We start from the raw sequence: 20,830 nt of genomic DNA, 5'->3' as shown, positions 1-20,830 counted from the left end.
AAAAAAGCTTATCATTAAGTGCTAAAGGATAAGCTTTTTTATCTATATTTATTAAATTTTATTGGATCTCTTCCACGCTATGACTGTAATAAGATATTGAATACCAAATAGGAAAACGAACAGTATAATGAATTTTGCTATTGCTTCTAACCATCCACTGAAATCTTCAGGGAAGTAATATTTGTATGTAGTAGCACCTATTGCGACAAAACAAAAAATAAAGGTATTACTCATTTTTTCTTTTAATTTTTCTTTTAATTGCTCTTTATTATTAATATCTGTTTCATAAACTCCAGTTAGAATAGATTTAATAAAGAAGAAAATCATATAACAAATTATAATGGCTAATGAAGCAATCCATTCTAGGAATGGGCGGTGTAAATATGCTCCCCTTATTACAACATCTATAAAAGCTAAAAGTAGGACAATAATTCCAGATTGCGCCCAAATTTTCATTTCGATTTGTTGAATTCTTTCATCTGAGTGTGTACTGAGTGAAAACCATTTTTTTAGTTTTTCCATTTTAGAGTTCCTCCCAAAATAATTTATCTAAATTTTTATCTATTGTTTTAGCTATATGCATACAAAGCTTTAAAGAAGGGTTACACTTATTGCTTTCAATAAGGCTACTGGTTCGTCGCGTAACGTTTACAACATCGGCCAACTCCTGTTGAGTTAGACTTTTTTAACTCTTCCCATTTTCTCATTACTTACAAACATTAAATAAACCTCATTTGTAAAGTTAACTTCATACCACAACATCTTATATTCTATATATTAAATTATCAACAAAATAAATGCAATATATATTTTACATTAAGACACATATATATTACTAAATTCTTTGTTATTTATCTAAAACTATCCTACAAATATAAGAATAGAAATTTTTTCTGTAGACGCCTTTTTCTTGTAGTTATTTTCGTATCCCCAATGTAACAGCAAGGGATTTATGTATCTGAGTTTTGGTGTACTTTATATTAAATATGCATAATTACATAATTATTCTTTATATAACAATATTGAAATTTACATTTTTAACCTGTAAAATACAGGATGTTAAATAAATACCTAAGGGGTTGTTAATATGAAAAAATTTATGGGCATGTTAGCTATGTGTTTTGCACTTACACTAGCATTTTTACCAACTATTTCAAAGGCGGATTCTTCTCCACTACGAAGTGTTAGCATTAGTGCTGTAGGCGATAATAACAAAATGTATAGTGCAAGTTCTTACTTATCTATTCCTGTTCTTAAGGGCGATTACCTTTATGTTAAAGTTAGTGAAGTAGGTACACCAGATTCATATTCAGAAGCTTTAACTATTAATGGTATTAGATATGCAGGAAGTTCTTTAGACGAAGTTAGTTCTTATACTGGTCCATTCGGATCTGAAAAAACATTTAGATTACGTATCAAAGATTCGTACATCTTCTCAAATACACCAAATTCAACAAACACTATAGCTTTTGAAGCTAGAGTTCCTTTCTCAATGCAAGTATTATCTAAAAGCATATCGGTTCATGTAGAATAATTTATAACATTATCATTAAATAAAAAATACATCCCTATAAGGATGTATTTTTTATTTAATAGAAACATAATTTGAACTTACCGTTATAGAAAAAGCGACATCATAAAAATGGTGAACTTAATATTGTTCAAAGTTACTTATACTTATCCCCCAATTAATTGTACAATCTACCCTTTTCATCTACTAAGTTCTTTTACTAAAGAATAGAAACTAAAAAAGAAATAGAAATGAATCTTTTTTATTATTTTGTTCATCTTTTTTCGTTTTAGGAGGGCTTTTATCTTATGGCTTGGTAACAATGTGAAGGGAGCCTAAGTTTATAAACCCCTGTAGTTACTACATACTAGCAACAACCTTTTGAATTTTAGGTTACTGCGATGTATAATTACCAAAGAAATCTAAGGAGTTATATATATATATGGGTAATATAAAAATAATAGCTGAGGTTCTGAGTATTGGGTTACAAATTGGTTTATTTTCAAAAACTGAAATAATTGATTGGGCTGATCAGACAATTGAAGCATTAGATAGCCCTTCTATCGAAATTATAGAAGTTTCTCTATCTAGTAATGATAAGTTGGTTGACATCGTACCTAAATTAAAAAATGTAAAAGGAACGTATGATAAAAAATTACCCGTAAAAATAATACTGGGACTGTTATGGGATAAATTTATTCTAAATGAAGAAAATGTATTGAAAATAAAACCATTTATATTTAATTTGATACATAATAATTGCTGTGAGGGAATTAGTTATATAGATGAACAGCTATATAATTTTAATGAGAAAATTAATTTAGCCGCAGATAATATATATGGGAATCTAGAAGATATTAGTCAAGAATTAAAAAGCTTTTTATCTCCTTATAAAGACTTTAGTAAATACTTTAGTTTTTGGGAAACTTGAAAAATATTAAATTGATGGTAATAAATCATTTAAAAATAGATACTCATAAAATGGTAGTTTTTTGAGTACAGGATATCCAGAAAGATAGAGGTGAATTTACATGAAAGATAAATACATACAATATGAAGAATTAGGTGATTTTTTACTTTTTCTACTTCACATATACAAAAGGGCCATTTGTCGTAACATAATATATCCCCCTCCTTTTCATTCATGATTTTTTACTTCTTTTTTCTTCCTTGCCAATGAATATAGTATATAATTCAGCACCTCCCAAAACTGTTTTTCTTCCACATTACGAGAAAAATCCCCTCAAGGTATCTCAAAAGCAGGACAATTATTTAATATTCCTATACTCTCCAACATACAACAAAATACATCTTAAGATGTATTTTAAAAGGGAAATTGGCATCAATTTTCTTACCCATTAAAATAGTGTTTTCATTCAACTTTATGAGTGGATTTCATATTTTTGTACAAGTACTTTTCCTTTTTGGTAAATAGAATATATTGATACTTCAAAAAAGAAGAGTAAGATAAAGATGGCGGATTACTTTTACAATGATAGTAGAACATGTTATAAAAAACGGTCGGATTCTGAACAGCAAAAGGCTTCTTGCTCCATTGCAACACATACGATATCTGGTACTGGGATTAATTTAAATGGAAATATACTACTGGATATTTTTGTTCCCCCTAACTCTACAATCACTGCATTTGAAGATTTCACTAACAACCATAATAAAGCATTACTTCCATTTTTTCGTTATTAGCGGTCTCCCTCCTGTTACAGTAACCATTGTGACAAGTAATTCTTCTAGACCAATTACTGTTCCCTTGGAGGCCCTTGATACTAGAATATTTCAAGTAGAAGATTTAAAAAATCTTATTTTCACAAACGCAACTAACGAAAATGGTGGTGTTAGTATATTCGTTGAAAAAACATTCTGTATTTGTTGTAATGGTGAAAGCAACTCTTACGATAAATACTACAGTTAATTAAGTATATAGTATTTATCTTATGACATTTTCTAAAGGGCACTTACACAAAGTGCTCTTCTTCTCTTGTTATGAAATAAAGACTTCACATACATTAAAATCTTAAGTTGATGGACATGTGGCGGACCCCTAATAATATTCTTGCTTTTAAATCATTTTAAGTATATTATATTCATATGATAATATAAGAATTATGGTATACAGAAAGGAATTAAATCTATTTGTAAGATTTAATTCCTTTTCAAAGATAAAAAAATTTCACCAAAACGTAATATAATTTATACTTGTCTTTATAAGATGTATCTAATAAAAACGCATTTTTTATTAATAAAATTGTGTTTTTAATATAAATGAGTACTTTTAAATAGAAGTTTATTTACTTTCAATGTTAGGAGTTAGTGTTCTAAAATATAGAGAAATAAGGCACCATATATGGTACCTGACAAACTTGAGAGGTTTTGTATGTAGTTTGCTCATTACAGATAGATAACAAAAGAGCCTTACCTATCTAGGCAAGACTCTACTAGTTTAGTTATATAATATTTACATAACAACTAAGAAACTAAAAACATATAGCACCAAGTAGCAGAACCCTAATACTCCTCCTACAGCTAATACCTGTTTAGCCCAACTTTTAATTTTCCGATTACTGTAAATCACTTGTACTCTTTCCATATTTCCTCCTATTATAGCGAACCCTTAAAGACTCTCACCTCCGTATGGTACCATTAAAGAATGACTAGTAGAGATATAAATTTTGTCTAAACGTATAAATATGCAATATTGCATACAAAAATGTATTGTTATAAATGTAAGCGCTTACTATAATAAGGTTATAAAGATTCAACACATCTTAATACAAAAACAGAGGAGAGAATAATATGGAAATCGCAATGGCAGTTTTAAAATTTATAGGTGGAGCAATACCATTAATTCAAGAACTTCTAAAAGCATTTATGTAATTTCATGATTTAGCAATTCTTTATAAATATTATCATACAAATGATCTGTATATCAAAGATAAGTTGATTTACAGATCATTTGCGTGAGCAAGGTCCCTTTAATATTATTGAGGGACCTTTTAAATTTTTAAACACTTAAGGTTACATCACATCAACATCAAGTTAGCAAAACAAAATGAAAAATACGCCAACCATTCCTATGATTCTCCAAAAAGAATAGCGTATTTTTCATTTTGGAGCATTTTAAATTATATACGTCTACTTTAACATCGATAAGCAATGACTAATGTCTCCTATTCAATCGTACTAATCACCCATGCCATGTTCTATTTGGCTAAAACGATAAAAATAAAGAGAGACTCTTGTCCCCCTCTTCATAAGTACTTTTATTTTTAAATTTTAAATCATGCCTTTTAATATTAAACCCAAAACCGACATAGTGATTGCGCTAATAATAATTCGTAGAATCCAAGTTGTATTCAAGCTAATCTTTTCTAATTGCTTATTAATTGTAGCTATGTCTTTCTCATTAATTGTTGTGCGAGTTTCTAGATTACGAATATCTCTCATAATTTCTTTTTGTTCTGCTTTTAAACTGTCAATTTTTATATAAACATCTTCCAATACGTTCACACCCTTTTATAATCGTAATAAAGCAATCTTTACATGATATGAGACAACCTTATTAATGGTGAATTCATTGCAGGAAATTCCATACAAAATTCGTATTTTGAAAAAACTTGAATTAATTGAGGGATACAAAAGCTGCAGACTATAAAGCGTTAAAAAGATATAATTAAAAAATTAGTTCCTTATGATTCGTTTTTTATTTTTCCTTCATTACCTCTAACACCTTAAATTTTCAAATTGCAGTTAAAGAAATAACATTTTATTTGTTTATCCTTTTTTGTAAGTTAGATTAAGAAATACCTTCTTAAACCTTGATTTGAACTACCCCCACTTTCACTTCGTTTAGAAGTGAGGGATTCCTAAGTAAAGAGTTCTATCGAACTCTAATTGATTAGGCTAACCCCGCAGTCCCTGCGGTTAGAAGTCTTATTGCTTCATTCTTTATATTGATACTTGCGTTAATATCCCTATCATGGTGTGTACGACAAGAAGGACAGTCCCATTTACGTAGGTTTAGATTTTTAACGTCTTTATTTTGATGTCCACAACAAGAACATAATTGGCTGGAAGCAAATGTTTTCGATACGACAATGACTTGTTTGCCATACCATTTTGCTTTATATTCCAACATGGTTCGAAACTGTGACCAAGATACTTCACTAATTGCTTTTGCTAACTTACGATTTTTTAACATATTCGATACTTGCAAATCCTCTATACCGATAACATCGTGGTTTTTGATGATTTCAGTTGAGATTTTGTCTAAGTAATCTTTTCTAGCATTTGATATGTATTCATGAATTCTAGCTACTTTTACTCGTTGTTTATTCCAACGAGATGATCCTTTTATTCTTCTAGAAAGGACACGCTGTGCTTTCGCCAACTTATCTTCTAATGATCGGAAAAACTTCGGATTTTCATAGGGTTTTCCATCTGACAAAATAGCGAAATCTTTGAGTCCTACATCTATCCCAATGTAAGAATGGGTTTTCGGAAGTTCTTGTACTTCTGTTTCAACTAATAGTGACACAAAATATCTGCCAGAAGGGTTCCGTCTAACAGTCGCATTTACAATACGTCCCGTTATTTCACGACTTTTGGCAAATCGAACAAGACCTAGTTTTGGCAATTTTATTTTGTTTCCTACAATGGCAATGTTTTCATTTGTTTGTTTTGTGGTATAAGATTGTACGTTATTTTTCTTGGATTTGAAACGGGGGGCACTATTTTGTTTTTTGAAAAATCGTGTATACGCATCCGCAAGGTTGCGAACAGACGACTGAATCGCAATACTATCCACTTCTTTGAGCCAAACAAACTCTTTCTTCATGGCAGGAAGTTTGGCAGAGCATGTACCATATGTTAAACCTTTTCCAGTTTCTTTATATGCGTGATCCCATAGGGATAGGAAATGATTGAATACAAAGCGAGAACAACCTATTGTTTTATTAATTAGAATTGTTTGTGCTTGATTTGGATAGATACGAAACTTAAAGGATTTATTAATTATCATTTGATTCACCTCCATTTCGGTATATAACCATTATACACCAAACATACATTCGATATATAGTGAAGTAACACTTTATGTATGTCGAACAATTAGGATGGCTTCCTGCCATCCCTTGTTCGAAGCCAATTCATCTCCCACCTACTCACTTCGCGTTCCTTGAGGAAGGAGTCTTCTTGGCTAAAATGATAAAATAACATGTTCCAAATCATACAAATTTGCTTTTGGTTTAGCATAAATGATTTGAGTAAAACCATATTCATCTGACTCTTGTTTCACCACTTCTGCTACTTCAAGACCAGATATTACCTTTGCACTTAGACTAGATGTAACAAATTTATCACCTTTTTTAATTTTTTCAGCCTTATCTTTTGGTTTTTTTTCAATTTTAAGAACTTTCTTCTTCCCATCGTCCCCTGTAATAAACCCTACAATAGATTAATCAGTTTGCAATGTTACTTCTCAACGATTCGTTCTTTCATCTTTAGACATCTGGGGGCATCCCTTTTCGATTCCAACCATGCCTTTTTCTCCAGGACTTAATTATATTAATACTGACTTCATATTTCTCAGCCAGTCCCTTATACTTCATACCGTGCATGTAATCTTCTTGAGCTAACTCGTGTTTTTGTTTCACTTCATATCACCCACCCCCTTCTACATAATAGAAAGAAACTCGCTCATTTCTCCCTTCGAATAACTTTTTTACAAAGAAAAAAGACCTTGTAAATTACAAAGCCTTTTTTCTTATATATAAATTTACAACTTTCATTTTAGTATTAGTTAAATCCCCCCACCAGGCTCTGTATTAGCTGGTGCTCCTGTATTTCCATGTGCGTAACTCGGAGACCATGTATCTCCCTTATTATAAGAAGGCGCCCCTCCTGTATGCCCTTCCGATTCTAACTTCGGTGCAGGGAAATGCCCATGAGTATAAGTTGGTGCTCCTCCATGATCTCCATCAGCTTCTAACTTAGGCGCCGGAGTGTCTCCTACATTAAAAGAAGGTGCTGGATAGTCTCCATATCCATAAACTGGTGCTCCCGTATGCCCATGAGTATAGGACGGTGCTCCCCCATGATTTCCATGTGCATATGCAGGTGCTCCTCCACCATCTCCTAATGAAGCTGCTTGAACAACCCCTCCACCATTTCCATGAGTAAAACCAAAAATTCCAAATCCTAAAACAGATAAACCTACGACTGCCGTACTAATTTTCATTTTCATAATCGCTCTCCTCTTTATGTATTTCATGTAATTGAAATGAACATATTATGGATATCAGTCATGATGAAAATTCGACTCATTTCATTATCATATATTATACTTCTATGTATTTTTTTGTAAAACCTTCTTAAAATCTGAAGAAAATGGTTATTTTTTGTAAAAATTTAAATATAGTAACAAATTATTCTCTTTACAATTTAGGCTTTGTTGCCTAACCATATTCACCCCTTGCGGTAATCCCTAATTTAGTATTGAAATTCTCTAAATCTCAATGTATTATATTTTTGTATTTTCTCAGTTCCCAAGCCGAGAATACATCATCACTTACGAAAGGACCCGAACTTCATCGGGTTCTTTTTCATTCTTCTTGAAAATCTATTTATCTAAATTTATAATTATAAATAAGTTCTAATATTTTGAATCGAGGTGAAAATCATGAGAAGTTTTAGCTCATTAATGATCTCTACTGTTTGTTCAATACTTCTTATAATTTGGAATGTCTATTCCTTCTATAACGGCTTCACAACAGGGGGCACATACTACTGGATTAATGGTATCGCAGCTTTTATCTTCCTTTTATTCTTTATCCTCAACATGCGCGATTTTAAAAAGAAAAACTACAGAACTTCATAACAATAGGAGTTGATACATATGTGGGAAAGATTTAAAAACTATAAGTATTCCTCAAAGGAATTACAATTCATGCTTTGGTTATTTGGTATTACTTGTTTTGTACACTCGGTTGCTTTCTTTGGCGGACTATTTTCTTCTGAATTTTTTTGGTTTAAAGGTGTTTGCGCTATTGCAGCACTACTAGCTTTTATGGATGTTAAGCGAAAAATTAATAAGTACAAGATAGCATGATGAAAAGGAGCCATTACAGGTTCCTTTTTTCTATTCAAAATAAAAAAGCAGCTGTTAGGCTACTTAAAGTTTGTCTTATCACCAAATAAAATGATATATATATTCTCCCGTTACACTTTCATCAACTCCAGCAATCCTAGCAAATCTCACCACGTCAGCACCCTGAAGGAAATACATTGTTAGCATAACTGGCACACGTGACCACATAAACCGATAAAGTTCATTCACTCTTTGCCTAGTCGTAACAATTAAATCGTTCGCAGGTCCATTAATCCACGCAGAGGTTCTAACTGAAGTAAACGGAAGATCTTTCCCATTCACCACTATTCTCGCCATAATATGTGTTATATCCACATCGATACCCTCATTCCAAAAATCAAATCTGTTTCCCCATATTTACATAAGTATTCGATTCTAGAAGAAATGTTTAAAGTTAATTTTTTATAAAATAAAAAAGCAGCTGATTCGCTACTTTTATTTGTTCCAACCTTTAAAATCAGGGTATTTACTTTACTATGTTCTTTTTAATAACGTCTTCTCATGCATTTCGCTTGTAAAGTTCGTTGCTCTTCCTCATCCACAGCTTCTTCAAATGCATGTTTTAATTGTCTATATCTAATTTCATCATCTGTACTTTTCCTAAGTTCCGGAAATAGTAACCCCGTACCAAATTCCGTCCGCTCCTTTATGTTTTAAAATTTCACTTTTAACACTCGGTAATCATGTAATACCTCTATCACGAAAGGACGTATTTCCTTTTCATTTATATTTTTAGAAGAGTAATTCATACGATACGGTTCCCCTCCGTTCGACCTACTTACTCATTAATGGATTATTTTGTTTTAATTTTATTTAGATTTTGCTAAAATTTGGTAAAAACATCATATTAATAATGGGGCAATCATGAAACATACTATAAACTTCTGGTCTTTTATTTTTTCATTTATTTGTGTTGCTTTATTCTTTTTATATCTTGAAGTATGGTCATCTAAAATGAATGAAACTATTATGAATACAATATATTTTCATCCTTTATTCGTTTTACTAGTTTTAACACTAGTAACTTTTTTTGTTGGTATGATAGGATTCTCTAAAATAAACAACTGGAAAGCGATGCTCAGGAGCATAATAACAGTCTTTCTGACATTTTCATTATCTGTCTTTTTAGCCATTATTTTGTTTGTGGGATATGGATTAAGTTAAAAAAAAAAACTAGGTGCCCCTGAATAAAACTCAAAGTTCCGTCAATATTATAGACACATGGTTATCTTTCTTCGATTTCCTCATATGAGCAGTTAGCTTTTACTAGCTGCTCTTTTATTTGTGACCTTTATAAGTAGGCTTTCATATACTATAGTCAGTCCTTTCTTATAACATGAGCTCGTCACTTTCGTTATAAAAATGAGCTTATATTCTATAACCTTTTCAAGAAATATTCATATTTTATTTCTGAAAAAGTTGCTCTGTTTTATAAAAAGGTGGTTGCGGAAACAACCGCCTTTTTATTTATGACAAAATGAAATTTTTATTATAATCTCTTTAAATCCAGTCAATAATTTCACCTTAATAGGAAATTTCTCATCATTCCCGTTCTAAAAAACCATGTATTATTATATTGCACTCAAAAAAATATTGAGCTGTTATACCGTAACTCCCGGATTTCCAGAAGTTTTGATATATAATAGCGTTTTTGTTCAAAATGATGCCCTTATTTATTTGGACACATTTACCAGTATTTTTACCAAAATATTCATGATATGGTTATTTAGTCGAGTACGTCATTACTTGACAAATACCCTTAGGAACCTCGTTGACAAGCGGGGTTTCTTTTATTCAAATAAGAATTTTGTTTAAGCATTAATAAATTTCTCCTGGATAGAGCACTCTATAACCAAAAAGGAGTAATCATGAAAACCTTAAAATATACCGCACTTTTATTCGGCTGGATTATATACGCAACATTTTTGTATGCAATATTCTTTTTATGATTACTCTTTCTATACATAAGTCTAAAATTTATAAAACACTTTAATTTTCCATCTTCTAAAAATAACTATTTTTTTGATTTTCCAAGATTTCCTTACATCTAATCCTAAAATTTATATATAATAAAATATATAGTTACAACATCTTATTATAAGGAGGGATAATTATGTCTTTTGCCGCATGGAGTATACTCTTACCAACTTTAACCGGTGCAATGTCTGGTGCAATTTTCGGTGTAATTTCTTCTCGAAACAAGAGAAAAAACCTAAATTAAAAGCTTAATTATAAAATTTAATAACTACTCTATTGGCAGCTGATTCATCCTTGAATTTTAGGCTGCCGTTTTTTATTCAAATAACGCTTTTATTTCAAAATTATATTATTTTAAACTATCTATCCAATTTCTCTTCTCTTGTTCATATGCCAAGCTCTTTATTGATAAACTAAAGATAATTGGCATAACTGAATGGGGGGCTAACTATGTCTTTTGCAAATATTTTTAAATACGGGCGCGTTCCCCACTTTAATTCTAACTTCCCTTTGATTTTATTTTGGAGTCAGAAAAGTGGCTGTACTTCTCTTTCACATTAGTTTTTTTATCAAATAAACTTATTTAAACAAGCCATAAAATACAATTCTTTCATCCATAATTTTGAAAATAAAATATACAAAAACTCCTCGGACTATTTTATTAAATTAGCTGCGGCTTTATATACAAACAGAAAAGATACCTATAAATTAGTGAGAAACCCCTATACAAGAGCTGTAAGTTCATTCTTTTCACTCATTGCTCCCCCTTACATAGAAAACCCTGCATGGAATCCTATTCGGAATTTTTATTATGGTAATGAATTTTGTAATAAACCTATTTCATTCAAAATCTTTCTCTACTACTTAAAAGAGCAAATGATAGATTTAGAACAAGTAAATCCACATTTAATGCAGCAATATGAACCCGGTGAGGAGGAGTTTGTTACAAAGTATATATACCTTGAAAATTTCTCCTTTACACATACTAACCAAATCATGGCATCATCAAAAAGACAGAGCGATTTTTAGAGGGAATTTTGCAGATGCTGATATTACTGACCCTTTATTCCCCCTCCTCCCAACATACGATAGTTTTTATGATCATGAAGCTATCCAATTAGTACAAGATATTTTTAATAAAGATTTCAGCGCGTACAACTACCCATTAACTCCTTTAAAAAATAAGTGATGTTCTACTTACAGTTTCATATAGGATATTAAACGTACAGAAGACAATACGAAATCCAAGTCCCCTTCAATGCGCTTATTATGCAGTTAATGAAAGAGCTAATTCTATACAAGGATTAGCCCTTTAATTACGACCAATCGAATATCATTTATTTTTAGAAAATATCGCTACAACATCTGTTATACTGTATATTGAAATTTAAAATAATTAAGGGGGGATAAAGATGGCAAAAGCAATAAATGAAAAAGAAGAAACAAAGCGCAGAGGATGCGGATGTTTTGGGTGTCTAGGTATTATCATTTTATTAATTCTTTTAATTGGTTCTTGCGCTAAAGACTCGGATAACGAAAAATCCGACAAAGCCGCTACTACTATTAAGCAAGAAGAAACAAAGAAATCAGAGGAAGTCAAGGAAGACGAGAAAAAACAACAAGATCTTCAAAAGCAACAAGAGGAACAAAAGAAACAAGAAGAGCTCAAAAAACAAGAAGTTGAACAAAAAAGACAACAGGAACTTCAGAAACAACGTGAAGAGCAGCAAAAACAACAAGAATTGAAGAAACAACAAGAGCAACAAAAGAAACAAGAAGCTGTTACTGAGCCCAAAACAAATCAAGTAACAGAACAAAATGGCACTTGTACTATCAAAGGTAATAAAAATAGCAGGGGCGAGAAAATTTATCATATGCCTGGTCAACAGTTCTATGATAAAACGAAGGCTGAGGAAATGTTTTGTTCAGAAGCCGACGCAAAATCTGCTGGTTATAGAGCATCAAAAAAATAAATTAAAAAACCGGCTCCTTATGAGTCGGTTTTTATCTTCCCATCATTACCTCTAATAATTTCAATAATCCTTATTAATAAACCCCATAGCAATTGTGTAAACTACCCACCACTTAATGATCTATCCTCCATACTATCAACTATGTCTCCCATCTTAATATTGGGACAAATCGTTATTTCTATGTTTTTTCTTTGTAGAATTAATGAAAAACTTTCATATAAATCAACAATTCTAAACTTTTGACTTAAAAAAGGATAGGTTCAAAATTGCCCTAACTTTTATTTTGTTAACATATTTTATAATTTTCCACACCCCCATTTAATTAAAAGGGATGCTATTCTGCTGTTTTTCTATTAAATACATATCTTTTTTATACTCATTCTCTTCATATTCAAATCATAGTAAACACTAATTACATTGAATGCTAGGAAAAATCCTAATATTTTTTATTTCTCTCATATCAGTCTGTCTTTTCCATTTCTCCTCACTTTCCCACTTCTTTTTAAGCTTTCCAACATAAGTAAAGCTACGATTATACATAATACTAATTTCCTTTTGATTCATAAGATACGGTTCCCCCTCCATTCAATCTATTTACTTTTGAATGGATTATTTTTTTGAGTTTTAGTATGCAATAGTGCATATTTCGTACTTTCAATTTTCATACATGCAATAATTTATTTATAAAAATTAAAAGTATTAGTAAGGATGATTTATATGAACAAATTCCGACAAAAGATTATTAAATCGTTACAAACATTTTGGGGAGGCTTAGCATTCGGTATATTAATTTTTGCTATCTTTTTAATTATGGATCTAACAGATACACCTTTAAATACATTAAGCTTGAGAGACTGGATAGGTTCTGCAGTAGGCGCAGCCATTATATCTGTAGGGATATTTACTTTAAGTAAATTGGATTTAAAATAAATTTCCCGTCAATACTGTATATAGGCTGTATGTCTTAACTCATTTGAAGTAGTTTACTTTGTACCTCTTTGTATTGAGCAGTTAGCTTTTGCTTGCTGCTCTTTTATTTACGAAAAAAGATGAGTTTCTTTATAGTAATTATTCTTTATTTCTCAACATAAAGATTATTTGATTTTATTTAATAATCTTTTACTATATGAACAAAGAGTAATTAAAAGACTTACTCTTTGCTATTGAGGGAAGAGCCTGAAAGCCATATCAGGCTCTTCCTTGTTTATATACGCTTTAACCAAATAACGATTTTATTAAAATTTAATTCACGCCTTATTTTCAATTTCCATATACTTAAATTGAACTGTTGGAATTTTACAAGCCTTGCTAAAGCAATTAAGACATTTTAATTGTTGGTTCAAACGCTGACGAGAAAAAGAGAGTGCTTCATCATTAAAGCAGAAGAAATGAAATAGTATCTATTGTTAAAAAAATCTATACAGTTAAAGCAAATATAAAAAAGACCGCACATAACGGCGGTCTTTTTCAAAAGATCTTTAACCTCTAATATTGTCTATACTTCCCTGTACGAAAATCGATACATTACTTAAATATTATTTTGCTTTTACAGAAACATGTAATATAGAGTAATTTGGATTTAGAGTAACTACAGACTCTCCAGGGCTTATTGAATGTAGAGGACTTATACCTATTTCTACGCTATGATTATCTTTTTCAAAACGATTGATATAATCCTTATTATTTTTTACAAAACTATCAATTTCTTTTTTTAATTCTGGACTTGGATTTACTAGTCTATCAATCTCTTTATCAAGGTTGAAATTCGGATTTATCATATGCATCCAATTTTCCGCTAGCTCAACAGTTGATTTGTCAACGACAAACACGAAATAGAAATTATCTTTATCCTTCCCAACAAACGAAAATGAACCATGAGAATCAATCATTCTTGGCAAATTAGGAGTATATAGATCAATTTCTGATGCAACGTATCTATATCTTAAATTCGCATTATATTTCTTATTTACTTCAGTAACAAGATTTTGGCCTTGCTTAGAAATAGATTGCTCTCTTACAGGTGAAATTTCAATTGAATATCTATCAAAGAAAAAATCATCTGTCACTAACGCATTGGGAATACCTATTGGCGTTACTCCTGGTTTTGTCTCTGGCTTTGTCTCTGGTTTTGTCTCTGGTTTTGTCTCTGGCTTTGTCTCTGGTTTCGTTTCTGGCTTTGTCTCTGGTTTCGTTTCTGGCTTTGTTTCTGGCTTTGTTTCTGGCTTTGTCTCTGGCTTTGTCTCTGGTTTTGTCTCTGGTTTTGTTTCTGGTTTTGTTTCTGGTTTTGTTTCTGGTTTTGTCTCTGGTTTTGTTTCTGGTTTGTTCACACTATTAATTCCATTGTATAAAAACTGTGCATATTGCTCACGTGTTACAACTCTTTTTGGCTCGAATAAGTTACTTCCTGTACCAGCAGCAATTTTACTTTCCTGCACTGCACTAATTGCCTTCGTAGCCCAATAATTCTTGTCAACATCTTTAAAAGTAGTGACAGTTGTTGCTTTTAAATCAAATGCTCGTGTTAAAACAGCTGCTAATTGTTCACGATTTAAGACCTCATTTGGTCCGAACTTTCCATCACCATATCCACTCATAATCCCTGCTTTTGTGATTGCTAAGATTTCTTTTTCAAACATAGAACCTTTTATATCCGTATATGGATTTTGAAATTTAGCATCTACATCTACTGGTTTCAAGTATACATAAAGCAATCTAGCAACTTGACCACGTGTAATATTATCACCAAAACCAAAAATGCCATTTCCATAACCAGCTACGATATTTTTCTCTTTTAGATCCATAATTGCTTTATATGACCAATGATCAGTAGGAACATCTTTAAATGTTGTATCTGCCTGTACATTTGTTAAAGATGTTAAAGTTGTTGCTGCAAGTACTGCACCTGTTAAAATTATTTTTTTCATTTTCATGCTATTTCCCCTTCTTCTCTTAATTATTCTTGCAAATAAAATATACTTTATTTTCCAACATAAATATAATAACACAAATACATTATATTTATATATAATCATTTAAAGTTATTTATGATAAAAAAATTAATTCCCCCAGAATGCTATAGATTCACTAAAAAAACTTCTTGCCTATAGAAGATTTTTTACTAAAATGTGGCTCATATATCAAGAGTATTATCAATATTATATGAAAAATAAGAAGACTCCATTTTGAAAAAAGATTAATCAAAATGGAGTCTATTGTTAGAAATCTGAATTTAGTATATATATCTTCTACCTAAAACATTGTATTATTATTAGCTGCCTCATTTGGAATTTCTTGAATTACATCCCAGTGTTCGACAATCTTTCCATCCTTTATACGGAAAATATCCACTATAGCAACTCCCTTATCTTGAGAATTAGTACGAGAATGTACATGAAGAGCAACTGTATCTCCTTCAGCCACTACACGTTTAATTTCTGCAGAGGAATTTGGATTTTTAACAAAGTCCTCCTTAAAGAAATCCATGAAGGCTTTTCGTCCATCAGCAACAAAAGGATTATGTTGCTTATAATCTTCACTTACATATTTAGGAATAATATCGATATTATGTTTGTTAAAAACTTCATTATAGAAATCAACTACCATCTTTTTATTTTTTTCTTTTTCTGTCGCATTATCATTCGATACCGGTGCAACGTTCTCACTCTTTATTGAGTGACCTTTGGTATTCCCAGTTGAAGCTTGAAATATCAAAGTCGACACAATTCCTAAAATAAACACAGAAATAATTATTACTATTAAATTCTTCTCTAATTTCATATATATCTACCTCTTCTAATTTTATAATTCACCTTCGATAACACGCTTAATAGGGGAAAAACCTTTCCCAGAATGTGATGTAAGAGATATTGTTAGGAAAATCCAGCTATCCTAACAATACTCCTTGTATGAGGCATATTAGAAACTTTTAACTCTAACTTAATACCTCATTAACAGTTGCACTGTCCACAATTTGAATAAACTTTTTAACCTTATCGTTCTCATCAAACTCATAAAGATGACAAAAATCTGCTATGAATGATTTCCCTGTTACTTTATATGTTCCACTATATTTTCCATACACGATAACAGTATTGTTATTAAAGGTATAAATTTCATCTTTAGCACTATAGTTATCCCATTCAGTTCCAAGACGTTCGTGTACATTTTTCACTACTTCATTGGGACCTATATAAATACCCGCATATGGAAATCCAGCAGCCTCTGTCCAAGATACTTTTTCATTTAAATACGTTTTGAAAACATCCAATTTTCCTTCGCCAGTTAACACATATGTTTCATGTAATAGTTTTTGATATTTGTTCATAGCATTAACCCCAAGGCATTTCTTTTGTTACAACTTTTGCACTTAATTCTAATACACCTTTATTAGCATAGCCTGGATATGCTGTTTCAAGTTTTGCTACAAAATCTTTTGAAGTTTTACTTTCCTCAGAAGCTTGAATTGCAGTTCTTAAATAATCCATAGTTGCAGTAATCGCTTGATTATCTAAGGATTTTTCAATTGATCCATGGCTCGGTACAATTACGTCAGCATTTAAAGCCTGTAACACTTTCAAGTTCTCAATCCATGCCTCCATTGCTGCTTTTGAACTAGTATCTGCTAAGAACAGATGGATTTCGTTAAATACATCTATTCCCCCAATTAATAATTTCAGTTCTCTGTTAAATAAGCTAGTTCTGTAATGATCTAAGCCTACTAGTTCAAATGTTAGTCCTTGAAAATCAATAGATTTTTCCTTAAAGACTTGAGGTAATATCACATTACTTGGTGCATTTTCTCCAAGTGCATCTTTCCAAACTTTCAATTTCCCTAATACAGAATGAACAATATGTTCAACCGTAGACTCTGTAGCATATGCTATAGCTTCTGGGTAAGCAGCTTTTATACTTTCTAACCCAAAATAGTAATCAGGATCTCCATGGATAATAAAGATTTTATCTAGAGATAAGTTATTGTTTTTCAAATAGCCCACAATTTCTTTCGAATCAGATTGAGTAAATTTTGAGTTTATTAAAAATGCATGTCCTGCTTTCTCAACTAAGGTTGTAGTGACCATAAAACTTTTTTCATCCGAACTAAACACTGTTAATTTCACATCTTTATGATTTGTATCGATTGTTTTAAACATGGATCTTATTCTCCTTTTGTTATAGTTATTGAATAGATAACACACTTTTATTTTGCCTCGACAGAAGGCCCCTCCTCAATTCTCTGAAATGCTCATGGCACCAGTAAATAGATGGAAGATGTATGTCGGTTGGCGTAAGCTAACATGTTTACTACTATAGTCTAAACTTTCTTAGTATAAATTTTTAAAACGTGCTTCAATTTTATCTGGCGTCATTACCCCACCACCAATAGGAATAATTTGATTATCCTTTTGTAAAAGTAATGAAGGGTAGCTATTAACACCAAGCTGTCGAACCTTATTAAAATCATTTTGGACGTCTATAATTGTTTCTTGCGCATTTAAACGCTCAATTACTTGTTCAGGGTCCAAACCATGCTCAATTGCAATCTTACGATATGTCTCAGGATCACTTAGGCTTTGTCCATCATAATAAAACGCTTTTTGCATAGCAGACGTGAATTCTAACAAACGGTCTGGCGCTAATGAGCGTAAAGCTGAAAAGCCAATTGCAGCATCTTTCGAATTCATTTTAAAAGTCCCTTCTTCCACCAATTTTTGATAGGAAGGACCAAATTCTGCACCTGTAAGTTGATTAATTCTTTTATTTCCCTCTTCTATATATGAGAAATTTTTTATTGGTAGATCATCTAAAAATAACCCCCCACATAAAACTGTTAACGGCATTTCAGTGTGGTCTTTGTAAAATCCTTTAATACTTTCTGAAAAACCATAGCACCATCCACAATATGCGTCCCATACGTATATAAGGTTATCTTGTTTTTTCTCCATTTAAATCTCCTACCTTTATTTTTATTAGCTAGTTCAGCTATCACTTAAAAATTCTTAGCTAGCTTTTTGGTTTGTAAAATTGTATCTTTTTTAGAAACCTTATTATTTTCCCCAAATACTAATCTTTCCAAAAAAATATCAACTAAAATTATTCATAAAAGATAACTCTGCACGTTATGGCTCTAAAGCAGGAAACACTACCGATTAAAATATGCATAGTTGTTAATATAGTAGTAACTTCCTGTACTGGACGACAACGTATAGACCGCTATCCTCAATTACATATATAAATCTTTTTTCTTAAAACAGGACTTCGTTGTAACTAAATAAGTTACACCTTATGTAACCATATTAGTTACAACTAAGTCGAAAGTCAATTCTTTTTTACAAAAAAAATTAAATTTCTACTTTAACGTTTCCACAATTATGGAATTAAAATAAATCTCCTTTACCCTAAATGTCTATTGTTTAAAGTAATGAATTCTAAAAACATCTTCTTATTTCTCTTTAAATGGAACAAACTTGCTACTTAGATTGTCTATTCATTATACGTATAAAACAGGTGTTTATGATAAGAGTGATGCAAGAAGAATGTTACCCTATACACTCTTTAATTGTATTGATATTTAGAACACCTAGAAAAAAAACATATATCTTTGAAAGAGGTTGAAAATTTATGATAGTCTTGAACAAGTTTTTTAACATGTTACCTTACAAAAAGATTGTACCTGTATTATTTCTTTCATGCGCAACGCTTATAGGCTGTTCCAATAGTAATACTCAATCTGAACCACCTAAACAGGCCAAACAAGAAAATACAGGTAATCATTCTTTTGCTAAGCTTGAAAAAGAATTTGATGCTAAACTCGGCATTTATGCCTTGGACACTGATACGAATCAAACCATTACTTATCAATCAGATGAGCGTTTTGCATACGCTTCTACCCACAAAGCTTTAGCCGTAGGAGTACTTTTGCAAAAGAAATCAATAGAAGATCTAAATCAAAGAATTTTGTATACTCGTGAAGATCTTATTAATTACAATCCAATTACCGAAAAGTATGTTGATACAGGTATGACCCTGAAAGAGCTTGCAGATGCTTCCCTTCGATATAGTGATAATACTGCACAAAATCTTATTCTTAAACAATTAGGTGGGCCAAGTGAATTCAAAAAGTCACTGATAGAAATAGGAGATATTGTTACAAACCCTGAACGTTTTGAACCAGAATTAAATGAAGTGCATCCAGGAGAGATTCATGATACTAGTACCCCAAAGGCATTAGCTATTAGTCTGCAGGCTTTCGCGCTAGGAGATATACTTTCAACTGAGAAACGGAATTTATTAATAGATTGGATGAAAAGGAACACTACAGGAGACAAATTAATTCGTGCTGGAGTTCCGGGAGGTTGGGAAGTAGCTGATAAGACGGGATCGGGATCTTATGGAACCCGAAATGATATCGCAATTATTTGGCCACCAAATAAAAAGCCAATTGTTCTTGCAATACTTTCTAATCATGATAAAGAGGATGCTAAATACGATGATAAGCTTATTGCAGAAGCAACCAAAATAGTGTTAGATGCTTTAAAAACTCCAAATAAACAATGATAGTATTAAGCCATCAGAATTTTTTTATTTTCCGTCACAATACTGTGACGGTCTTTTTGTGTATTTTACAAGAAATCTACCATTATCACTACAAAATCACCTCCATTTCGTACATAACTTTTAATTTTTCCTTTTATTAGTATCCAGGAGAATTCCATACTTAAAAATCTCCCACATAACGACCCTACAGCCTATAAGAAATAAAAGTAGTTTAATTCTTAAACATGGATTGTGGAACAACTTTTTTTCCTACTACTTTAAATTCAATTTCACCTTTTTCTCCATACATTAGTTCTATAATTGGAATAGTTACCATTAATTTTCCCTTCTTTTTTCTTTCTGTCTCTAAATCAATTATTTTCATGTCACAATCCCCTTTATTTATTATAAACAAGGAGAAAGCACTCACTTGAGTGCTTTCTCCTTGTTTATAAGTGGACCTTGTAGGACTCGAACCTACGACCGAACGGTTATGAGCCGTTTGCTCTAACCAGCTGAGCTAAAGGTCCAAAGCATAAAATTTATTTCATAAAGCGCATTCATATATATCATTTTACCATATAATGTATCAATTCACTTTACTTTTTATTTAATATGCATATTTACATCGTGGTAAAAGTGTTTATATTCTGTACTCCTAATATTTTGTAATTT

The 20,830-nt window shown here is 31.4% G+C and carries 21 protein-coding genes, 1 tRNA gene and 5 pseudogenes; 11 read left to right on the top strand and 16 right to left on the bottom strand.

Annotated features, from left to right (window positions below; genetic code table 11):
- Window positions 1–51 precede the first annotated feature (51 nt).
- Together ACZ76X_RS18110 and ACZ76X_RS18105 are read right to left on the bottom strand one after the other, a co-directional pair.
- Window positions 52–522: a DUF6773 family protein gene (locus ACZ76X_RS18110; protein ID WP_479851259.1), complete on the bottom strand. Its 471-nt coding sequence runs from the start codon at window positions 520–522 to the stop codon at window positions 52–54.
- A gap of 1 nt (window position 523) precedes the next feature.
- Window positions 524–720: pseudogene (locus ACZ76X_RS18105) on the bottom strand (helix-turn-helix transcriptional regulator).
- Between the two features lie 367 nt (window positions 721–1,087).
- Here ACZ76X_RS18105 and ACZ76X_RS18100 point away from each other — a divergent pair.
- The 4 genes and pseudogenes from ACZ76X_RS18100 to ACZ76X_RS18085 all read left to right on the top strand — a co-directional run bounded on the left by ACZ76X_RS18100 (window position 1,088) and on the right by ACZ76X_RS18085 (window position 4,402).
- Window positions 1,088–1,534 (top strand): hypothetical protein, encoded by a 447-nt coding sequence (locus ACZ76X_RS18100; RefSeq protein WP_098346466.1) that lies wholly within the window; start codon window positions 1,088–1,090, stop codon window positions 1,532–1,534.
- A 418-nt stretch (window positions 1,535–1,952) separates the two neighbouring features.
- The gene (locus tag ACZ76X_RS18095; RefSeq protein WP_479851258.1) at window positions 1,953–2,441 is read left to right on the top strand and encodes a hypothetical protein; all 489 of its coding nucleotides are present in this window, start codon (window positions 1,953–1,955) and stop codon (window positions 2,439–2,441) included.
- A 542-nt stretch (window positions 2,442–2,983) separates the two neighbouring features.
- Window positions 2,984–3,440: pseudogene (locus ACZ76X_RS18090) on the top strand (exosporium protein D).
- Between the two features lie 775 nt (window positions 3,441–4,215).
- Window positions 4,216–4,402 (top strand): annotated as a pseudogene (locus tag ACZ76X_RS18085) (hypothetical protein).
- Between the two features lie 399 nt (window positions 4,403–4,801).
- On the opposite strand, the gene ACZ76X_RS18080 reads toward ACZ76X_RS18085, so the two are convergent.
- The 5 genes and pseudogenes from ACZ76X_RS18080 to ACZ76X_RS18060 all read right to left on the bottom strand — a co-directional run bounded on the left by ACZ76X_RS18080 (window position 4,802) and on the right by ACZ76X_RS18060 (window position 7,769).
- A complete protein-coding gene (locus ACZ76X_RS18080; protein ID WP_195757125.1) occupies window positions 4,802–5,026 on the bottom strand; it encodes a hypothetical protein in 225 nt (74 codons plus the stop codon).
- 397 nt (window positions 5,027–5,423) lie between these two features.
- Complete coding sequence (tnpB, locus tag ACZ76X_RS18075; protein ID WP_479851257.1) at window positions 5,424–6,545, bottom strand: IS200/IS605 family element RNA-guided endonuclease TnpB; 1,122 nt, start codon at window positions 6,543–6,545, stop codon at window positions 5,424–5,426.
- A 177-nt stretch (window positions 6,546–6,722) separates the two neighbouring features.
- Window positions 6,723–6,965, bottom strand: coding sequence for a rod shape-determining protein MreC (locus ACZ76X_RS18070; RefSeq protein WP_479851364.1), 243 nt, complete (start codon window positions 6,963–6,965; stop codon window positions 6,723–6,725).
- Between the two features lie 76 nt (window positions 6,966–7,041).
- A pseudogene (locus tag ACZ76X_RS18065) lies at window positions 7,042–7,179 on the bottom strand (hypothetical protein); the annotation flags it as partial.
- Window positions 7,180–7,325: 146 nt separating this feature from the next.
- Entirely contained in the window at window positions 7,326–7,769 is a 444-nt protein-coding gene (locus ACZ76X_RS18060) for a hypothetical protein (RefSeq protein ID WP_479851256.1), read from the bottom strand.
- 435 nt (window positions 7,770–8,204) lie between these two features.
- Here ACZ76X_RS18060 and ACZ76X_RS18055 point away from each other — a divergent pair, with 435 nt between their 5' ends.
- Together ACZ76X_RS18055 and ACZ76X_RS18050 are read left to right on the top strand one after the other, a co-directional pair.
- Window positions 8,205–8,402, top strand: coding sequence for a hypothetical protein (locus tag ACZ76X_RS18055; protein ID WP_088047510.1), 198 nt, complete (start codon window positions 8,205–8,207; stop codon window positions 8,400–8,402).
- Window positions 8,403–8,420: 18 nt separating this feature from the next.
- Window positions 8,421–8,633: a hypothetical protein gene (locus ACZ76X_RS18050; RefSeq protein WP_479851255.1), complete on the top strand. Its 213-nt coding sequence runs from the start codon at window positions 8,421–8,423 to the stop codon at window positions 8,631–8,633.
- 78 nt (window positions 8,634–8,711) lie between these two features.
- Here the strand turns inward: ACZ76X_RS18050 and ACZ76X_RS18045 are convergent, their stop codons facing one another.
- Window positions 8,712–8,969, bottom strand: coding sequence for a hypothetical protein (locus ACZ76X_RS18045; protein ID WP_479851363.1), 258 nt, complete (start codon window positions 8,967–8,969; stop codon window positions 8,712–8,714).
- Window positions 8,970–9,536: 567 nt separating this feature from the next.
- Between ACZ76X_RS18045 and ACZ76X_RS18040 the strand changes: the two genes are divergently transcribed.
- From ACZ76X_RS18040 to ACZ76X_RS18030, 3 genes and pseudogenes are all read left to right on the top strand, one after another.
- A complete protein-coding gene (locus ACZ76X_RS18040; protein ID WP_479851254.1) occupies window positions 9,537–9,836 on the top strand; it encodes a hypothetical protein in 300 nt (99 codons plus the stop codon).
- A 1,263-nt stretch (window positions 9,837–11,099) separates the two neighbouring features.
- Window positions 11,100–11,838 (top strand): annotated as a pseudogene (locus ACZ76X_RS18035) (sulfotransferase family 2 domain-containing protein).
- A gap of 223 nt (window positions 11,839–12,061) precedes the next feature.
- Complete coding sequence (locus tag ACZ76X_RS18030; protein ID WP_479851253.1) at window positions 12,062–12,622, top strand: sunset domain-containing protein; 561 nt, start codon at window positions 12,062–12,064, stop codon at window positions 12,620–12,622.
- A 408-nt stretch (window positions 12,623–13,030) separates the two neighbouring features.
- Here the strand turns inward: ACZ76X_RS18030 and ACZ76X_RS18025 are convergent, their stop codons facing one another.
- Window positions 13,031–13,186: a hypothetical protein gene (locus tag ACZ76X_RS18025; protein ID WP_479851252.1), complete on the bottom strand. Its 156-nt coding sequence runs from the start codon at window positions 13,184–13,186 to the stop codon at window positions 13,031–13,033.
- 153 nt (window positions 13,187–13,339) lie between these two features.
- On the opposite strand from ACZ76X_RS18025, the gene ACZ76X_RS18020 reads away from it, so the two are divergent.
- Window positions 13,340–13,552, top strand: a complete 213-nt coding sequence (locus tag ACZ76X_RS18020; RefSeq protein ID WP_048530014.1) for a hypothetical protein — start codon at window positions 13,340–13,342, stop codon at window positions 13,550–13,552.
- 605 nt (window positions 13,553–14,157) lie between these two features.
- Here the strand turns inward: ACZ76X_RS18020 and ACZ76X_RS18015 are convergent.
- The 5 genes from ACZ76X_RS18015 to ACZ76X_RS17995 form a co-directional block, all read right to left on the bottom strand.
- Window positions 14,158–15,552, bottom strand: coding sequence for an S-layer homology domain-containing protein (locus tag ACZ76X_RS18015; RefSeq protein ID WP_479851251.1), 1,395 nt, complete (start codon window positions 15,550–15,552; stop codon window positions 14,158–14,160).
- Window positions 15,553–15,871: 319 nt separating this feature from the next.
- Window positions 15,872–16,399, bottom strand: coding sequence for a nuclear transport factor 2 family protein (locus tag ACZ76X_RS18010; protein WP_479851250.1), 528 nt, complete (start codon window positions 16,397–16,399; stop codon window positions 15,872–15,874).
- Window positions 16,400–16,553: 154 nt separating this feature from the next.
- Window positions 16,554–16,946, bottom strand: a complete 393-nt coding sequence (locus tag ACZ76X_RS18005; protein ID WP_479851249.1) for a nuclear transport factor 2 family protein — start codon at window positions 16,944–16,946, stop codon at window positions 16,554–16,556.
- Between the two features lie 4 nt (window positions 16,947–16,950).
- Window positions 16,951–17,772, bottom strand: coding sequence for an MBL fold metallo-hydrolase (locus ACZ76X_RS18000; protein WP_479851248.1), 822 nt, complete (start codon window positions 17,770–17,772; stop codon window positions 16,951–16,953).
- A 171-nt stretch (window positions 17,773–17,943) separates the two neighbouring features.
- Window positions 17,944–18,564: a DsbA family protein gene (locus ACZ76X_RS17995; protein ID WP_166689515.1), complete on the bottom strand. Its 621-nt coding sequence runs from the start codon at window positions 18,562–18,564 to the stop codon at window positions 17,944–17,946.
- A 685-nt stretch (window positions 18,565–19,249) separates the two neighbouring features.
- Between ACZ76X_RS17995 and bla the strand changes: the two genes are divergently transcribed.
- Window positions 19,250–20,176 carry a class A beta-lactamase gene (gene bla / locus ACZ76X_RS17990; protein WP_479851362.1) on the top strand — a complete coding sequence of 309 codons (927 nt, stop codon included), beginning with the start codon at window positions 19,250–19,252 and terminating at the stop codon, window positions 20,174–20,176.
- Window positions 20,177–20,387: 211 nt separating this feature from the next.
- Here the strand turns inward: bla and ACZ76X_RS17985 are convergent, their stop codons facing one another.
- Entirely contained in the window at window positions 20,388–20,540 is a 153-nt protein-coding gene (locus tag ACZ76X_RS17985) for a hypothetical protein (RefSeq protein ID WP_479851247.1), read from the bottom strand.
- 71 nt (window positions 20,541–20,611) lie between these two features.
- A tRNA-Ile gene (locus ACZ76X_RS17980) sits at window positions 20,612–20,685 on the bottom strand.
- Window positions 20,686–20,830 lie beyond the last annotated feature (145 nt).

It is taken from the genome of Bacillus sp. BC05(2025) (genome assembly GCF_056725905.1).
This window is presented reverse-complemented; position numbering and strand designations above follow the sequence as displayed.

Coding starts and splice junctions, on each gene's coding strand:
- ACZ76X_RS18110 (WP_479851259.1), bottom strand. CDS start 522: ATGGAAAAACTAAAAAAATGGTTTTCACTCAGTACACACTCAGATGAA.
- ACZ76X_RS18100 (WP_098346466.1), top strand. CDS start 1,088: ATGAAAAAATTTATGGGCATGTTAGCTATGTGTTTTGCACTTACACTA.
- ACZ76X_RS18095 (WP_479851258.1), top strand. CDS start 1,953: ATGGGTAATATAAAAATAATAGCTGAGGTTCTGAGTATTGGGTTACAA.
- tnpB (WP_479851257.1), bottom strand. CDS start 6,545: ATGATAATTAATAAATCCTTTAAGTTTCGTATCTATCCAAATCAAGCA.
- ACZ76X_RS18060 (WP_479851256.1), bottom strand. CDS start 7,769: ATGAAAATGAAAATTAGTACGGCAGTCGTAGGTTTATCTGTTTTAGGA.
- ACZ76X_RS18055 (WP_088047510.1), top strand. CDS start 8,205: ATGAGAAGTTTTAGCTCATTAATGATCTCTACTGTTTGTTCAATACTT.
- ACZ76X_RS18050 (WP_479851255.1), top strand. CDS start 8,421: ATGTGGGAAAGATTTAAAAACTATAAGTATTCCTCAAAGGAATTACAA.
- ACZ76X_RS18045 (WP_479851363.1), bottom strand. CDS start 8,969: ATGGCGAGAATAGTGGTGAATGGGAAAGATCTTCCGTTTACTTCAGTT.
- ACZ76X_RS18040 (WP_479851254.1), top strand. CDS start 9,537: ATGAAACATACTATAAACTTCTGGTCTTTTATTTTTTCATTTATTTGT.
- ACZ76X_RS18030 (WP_479851253.1), top strand. CDS start 12,062: ATGGCAAAAGCAATAAATGAAAAAGAAGAAACAAAGCGCAGAGGATGC.
- ACZ76X_RS18025 (WP_479851252.1), bottom strand. CDS start 13,186: ATGAATCAAAAGGAAATTAGTATTATGTATAATCGTAGCTTTACTTAT.
- ACZ76X_RS18020 (WP_048530014.1), top strand. CDS start 13,340: ATGAACAAATTCCGACAAAAGATTATTAAATCGTTACAAACATTTTGG.
- ACZ76X_RS18015 (WP_479851251.1), bottom strand. CDS start 15,552: ATGAAAATGAAAAAAATAATTTTAACAGGTGCAGTACTTGCAGCAACA.
- ACZ76X_RS18010 (WP_479851250.1), bottom strand. CDS start 16,399: ATGAAATTAGAGAAGAATTTAATAGTAATAATTATTTCTGTGTTTATT.
- ACZ76X_RS18005 (WP_479851249.1), bottom strand. CDS start 16,946: ATGAACAAATATCAAAAACTATTACATGAAACATATGTGTTAACTGGC.
- ACZ76X_RS18000 (WP_479851248.1), bottom strand. CDS start 17,772: ATGTTTAAAACAATCGATACAAATCATAAAGATGTGAAATTAACAGTG.
- ACZ76X_RS17995 (WP_166689515.1), bottom strand. CDS start 18,564: ATGGAGAAAAAACAAGATAACCTTATATACGTATGGGACGCATATTGT.
- ACZ76X_RS17985 (WP_479851247.1), bottom strand. CDS start 20,540: ATGAAAATAATTGATTTAGAGACAGAAAGAAAAAAGAAGGGAAAATTA.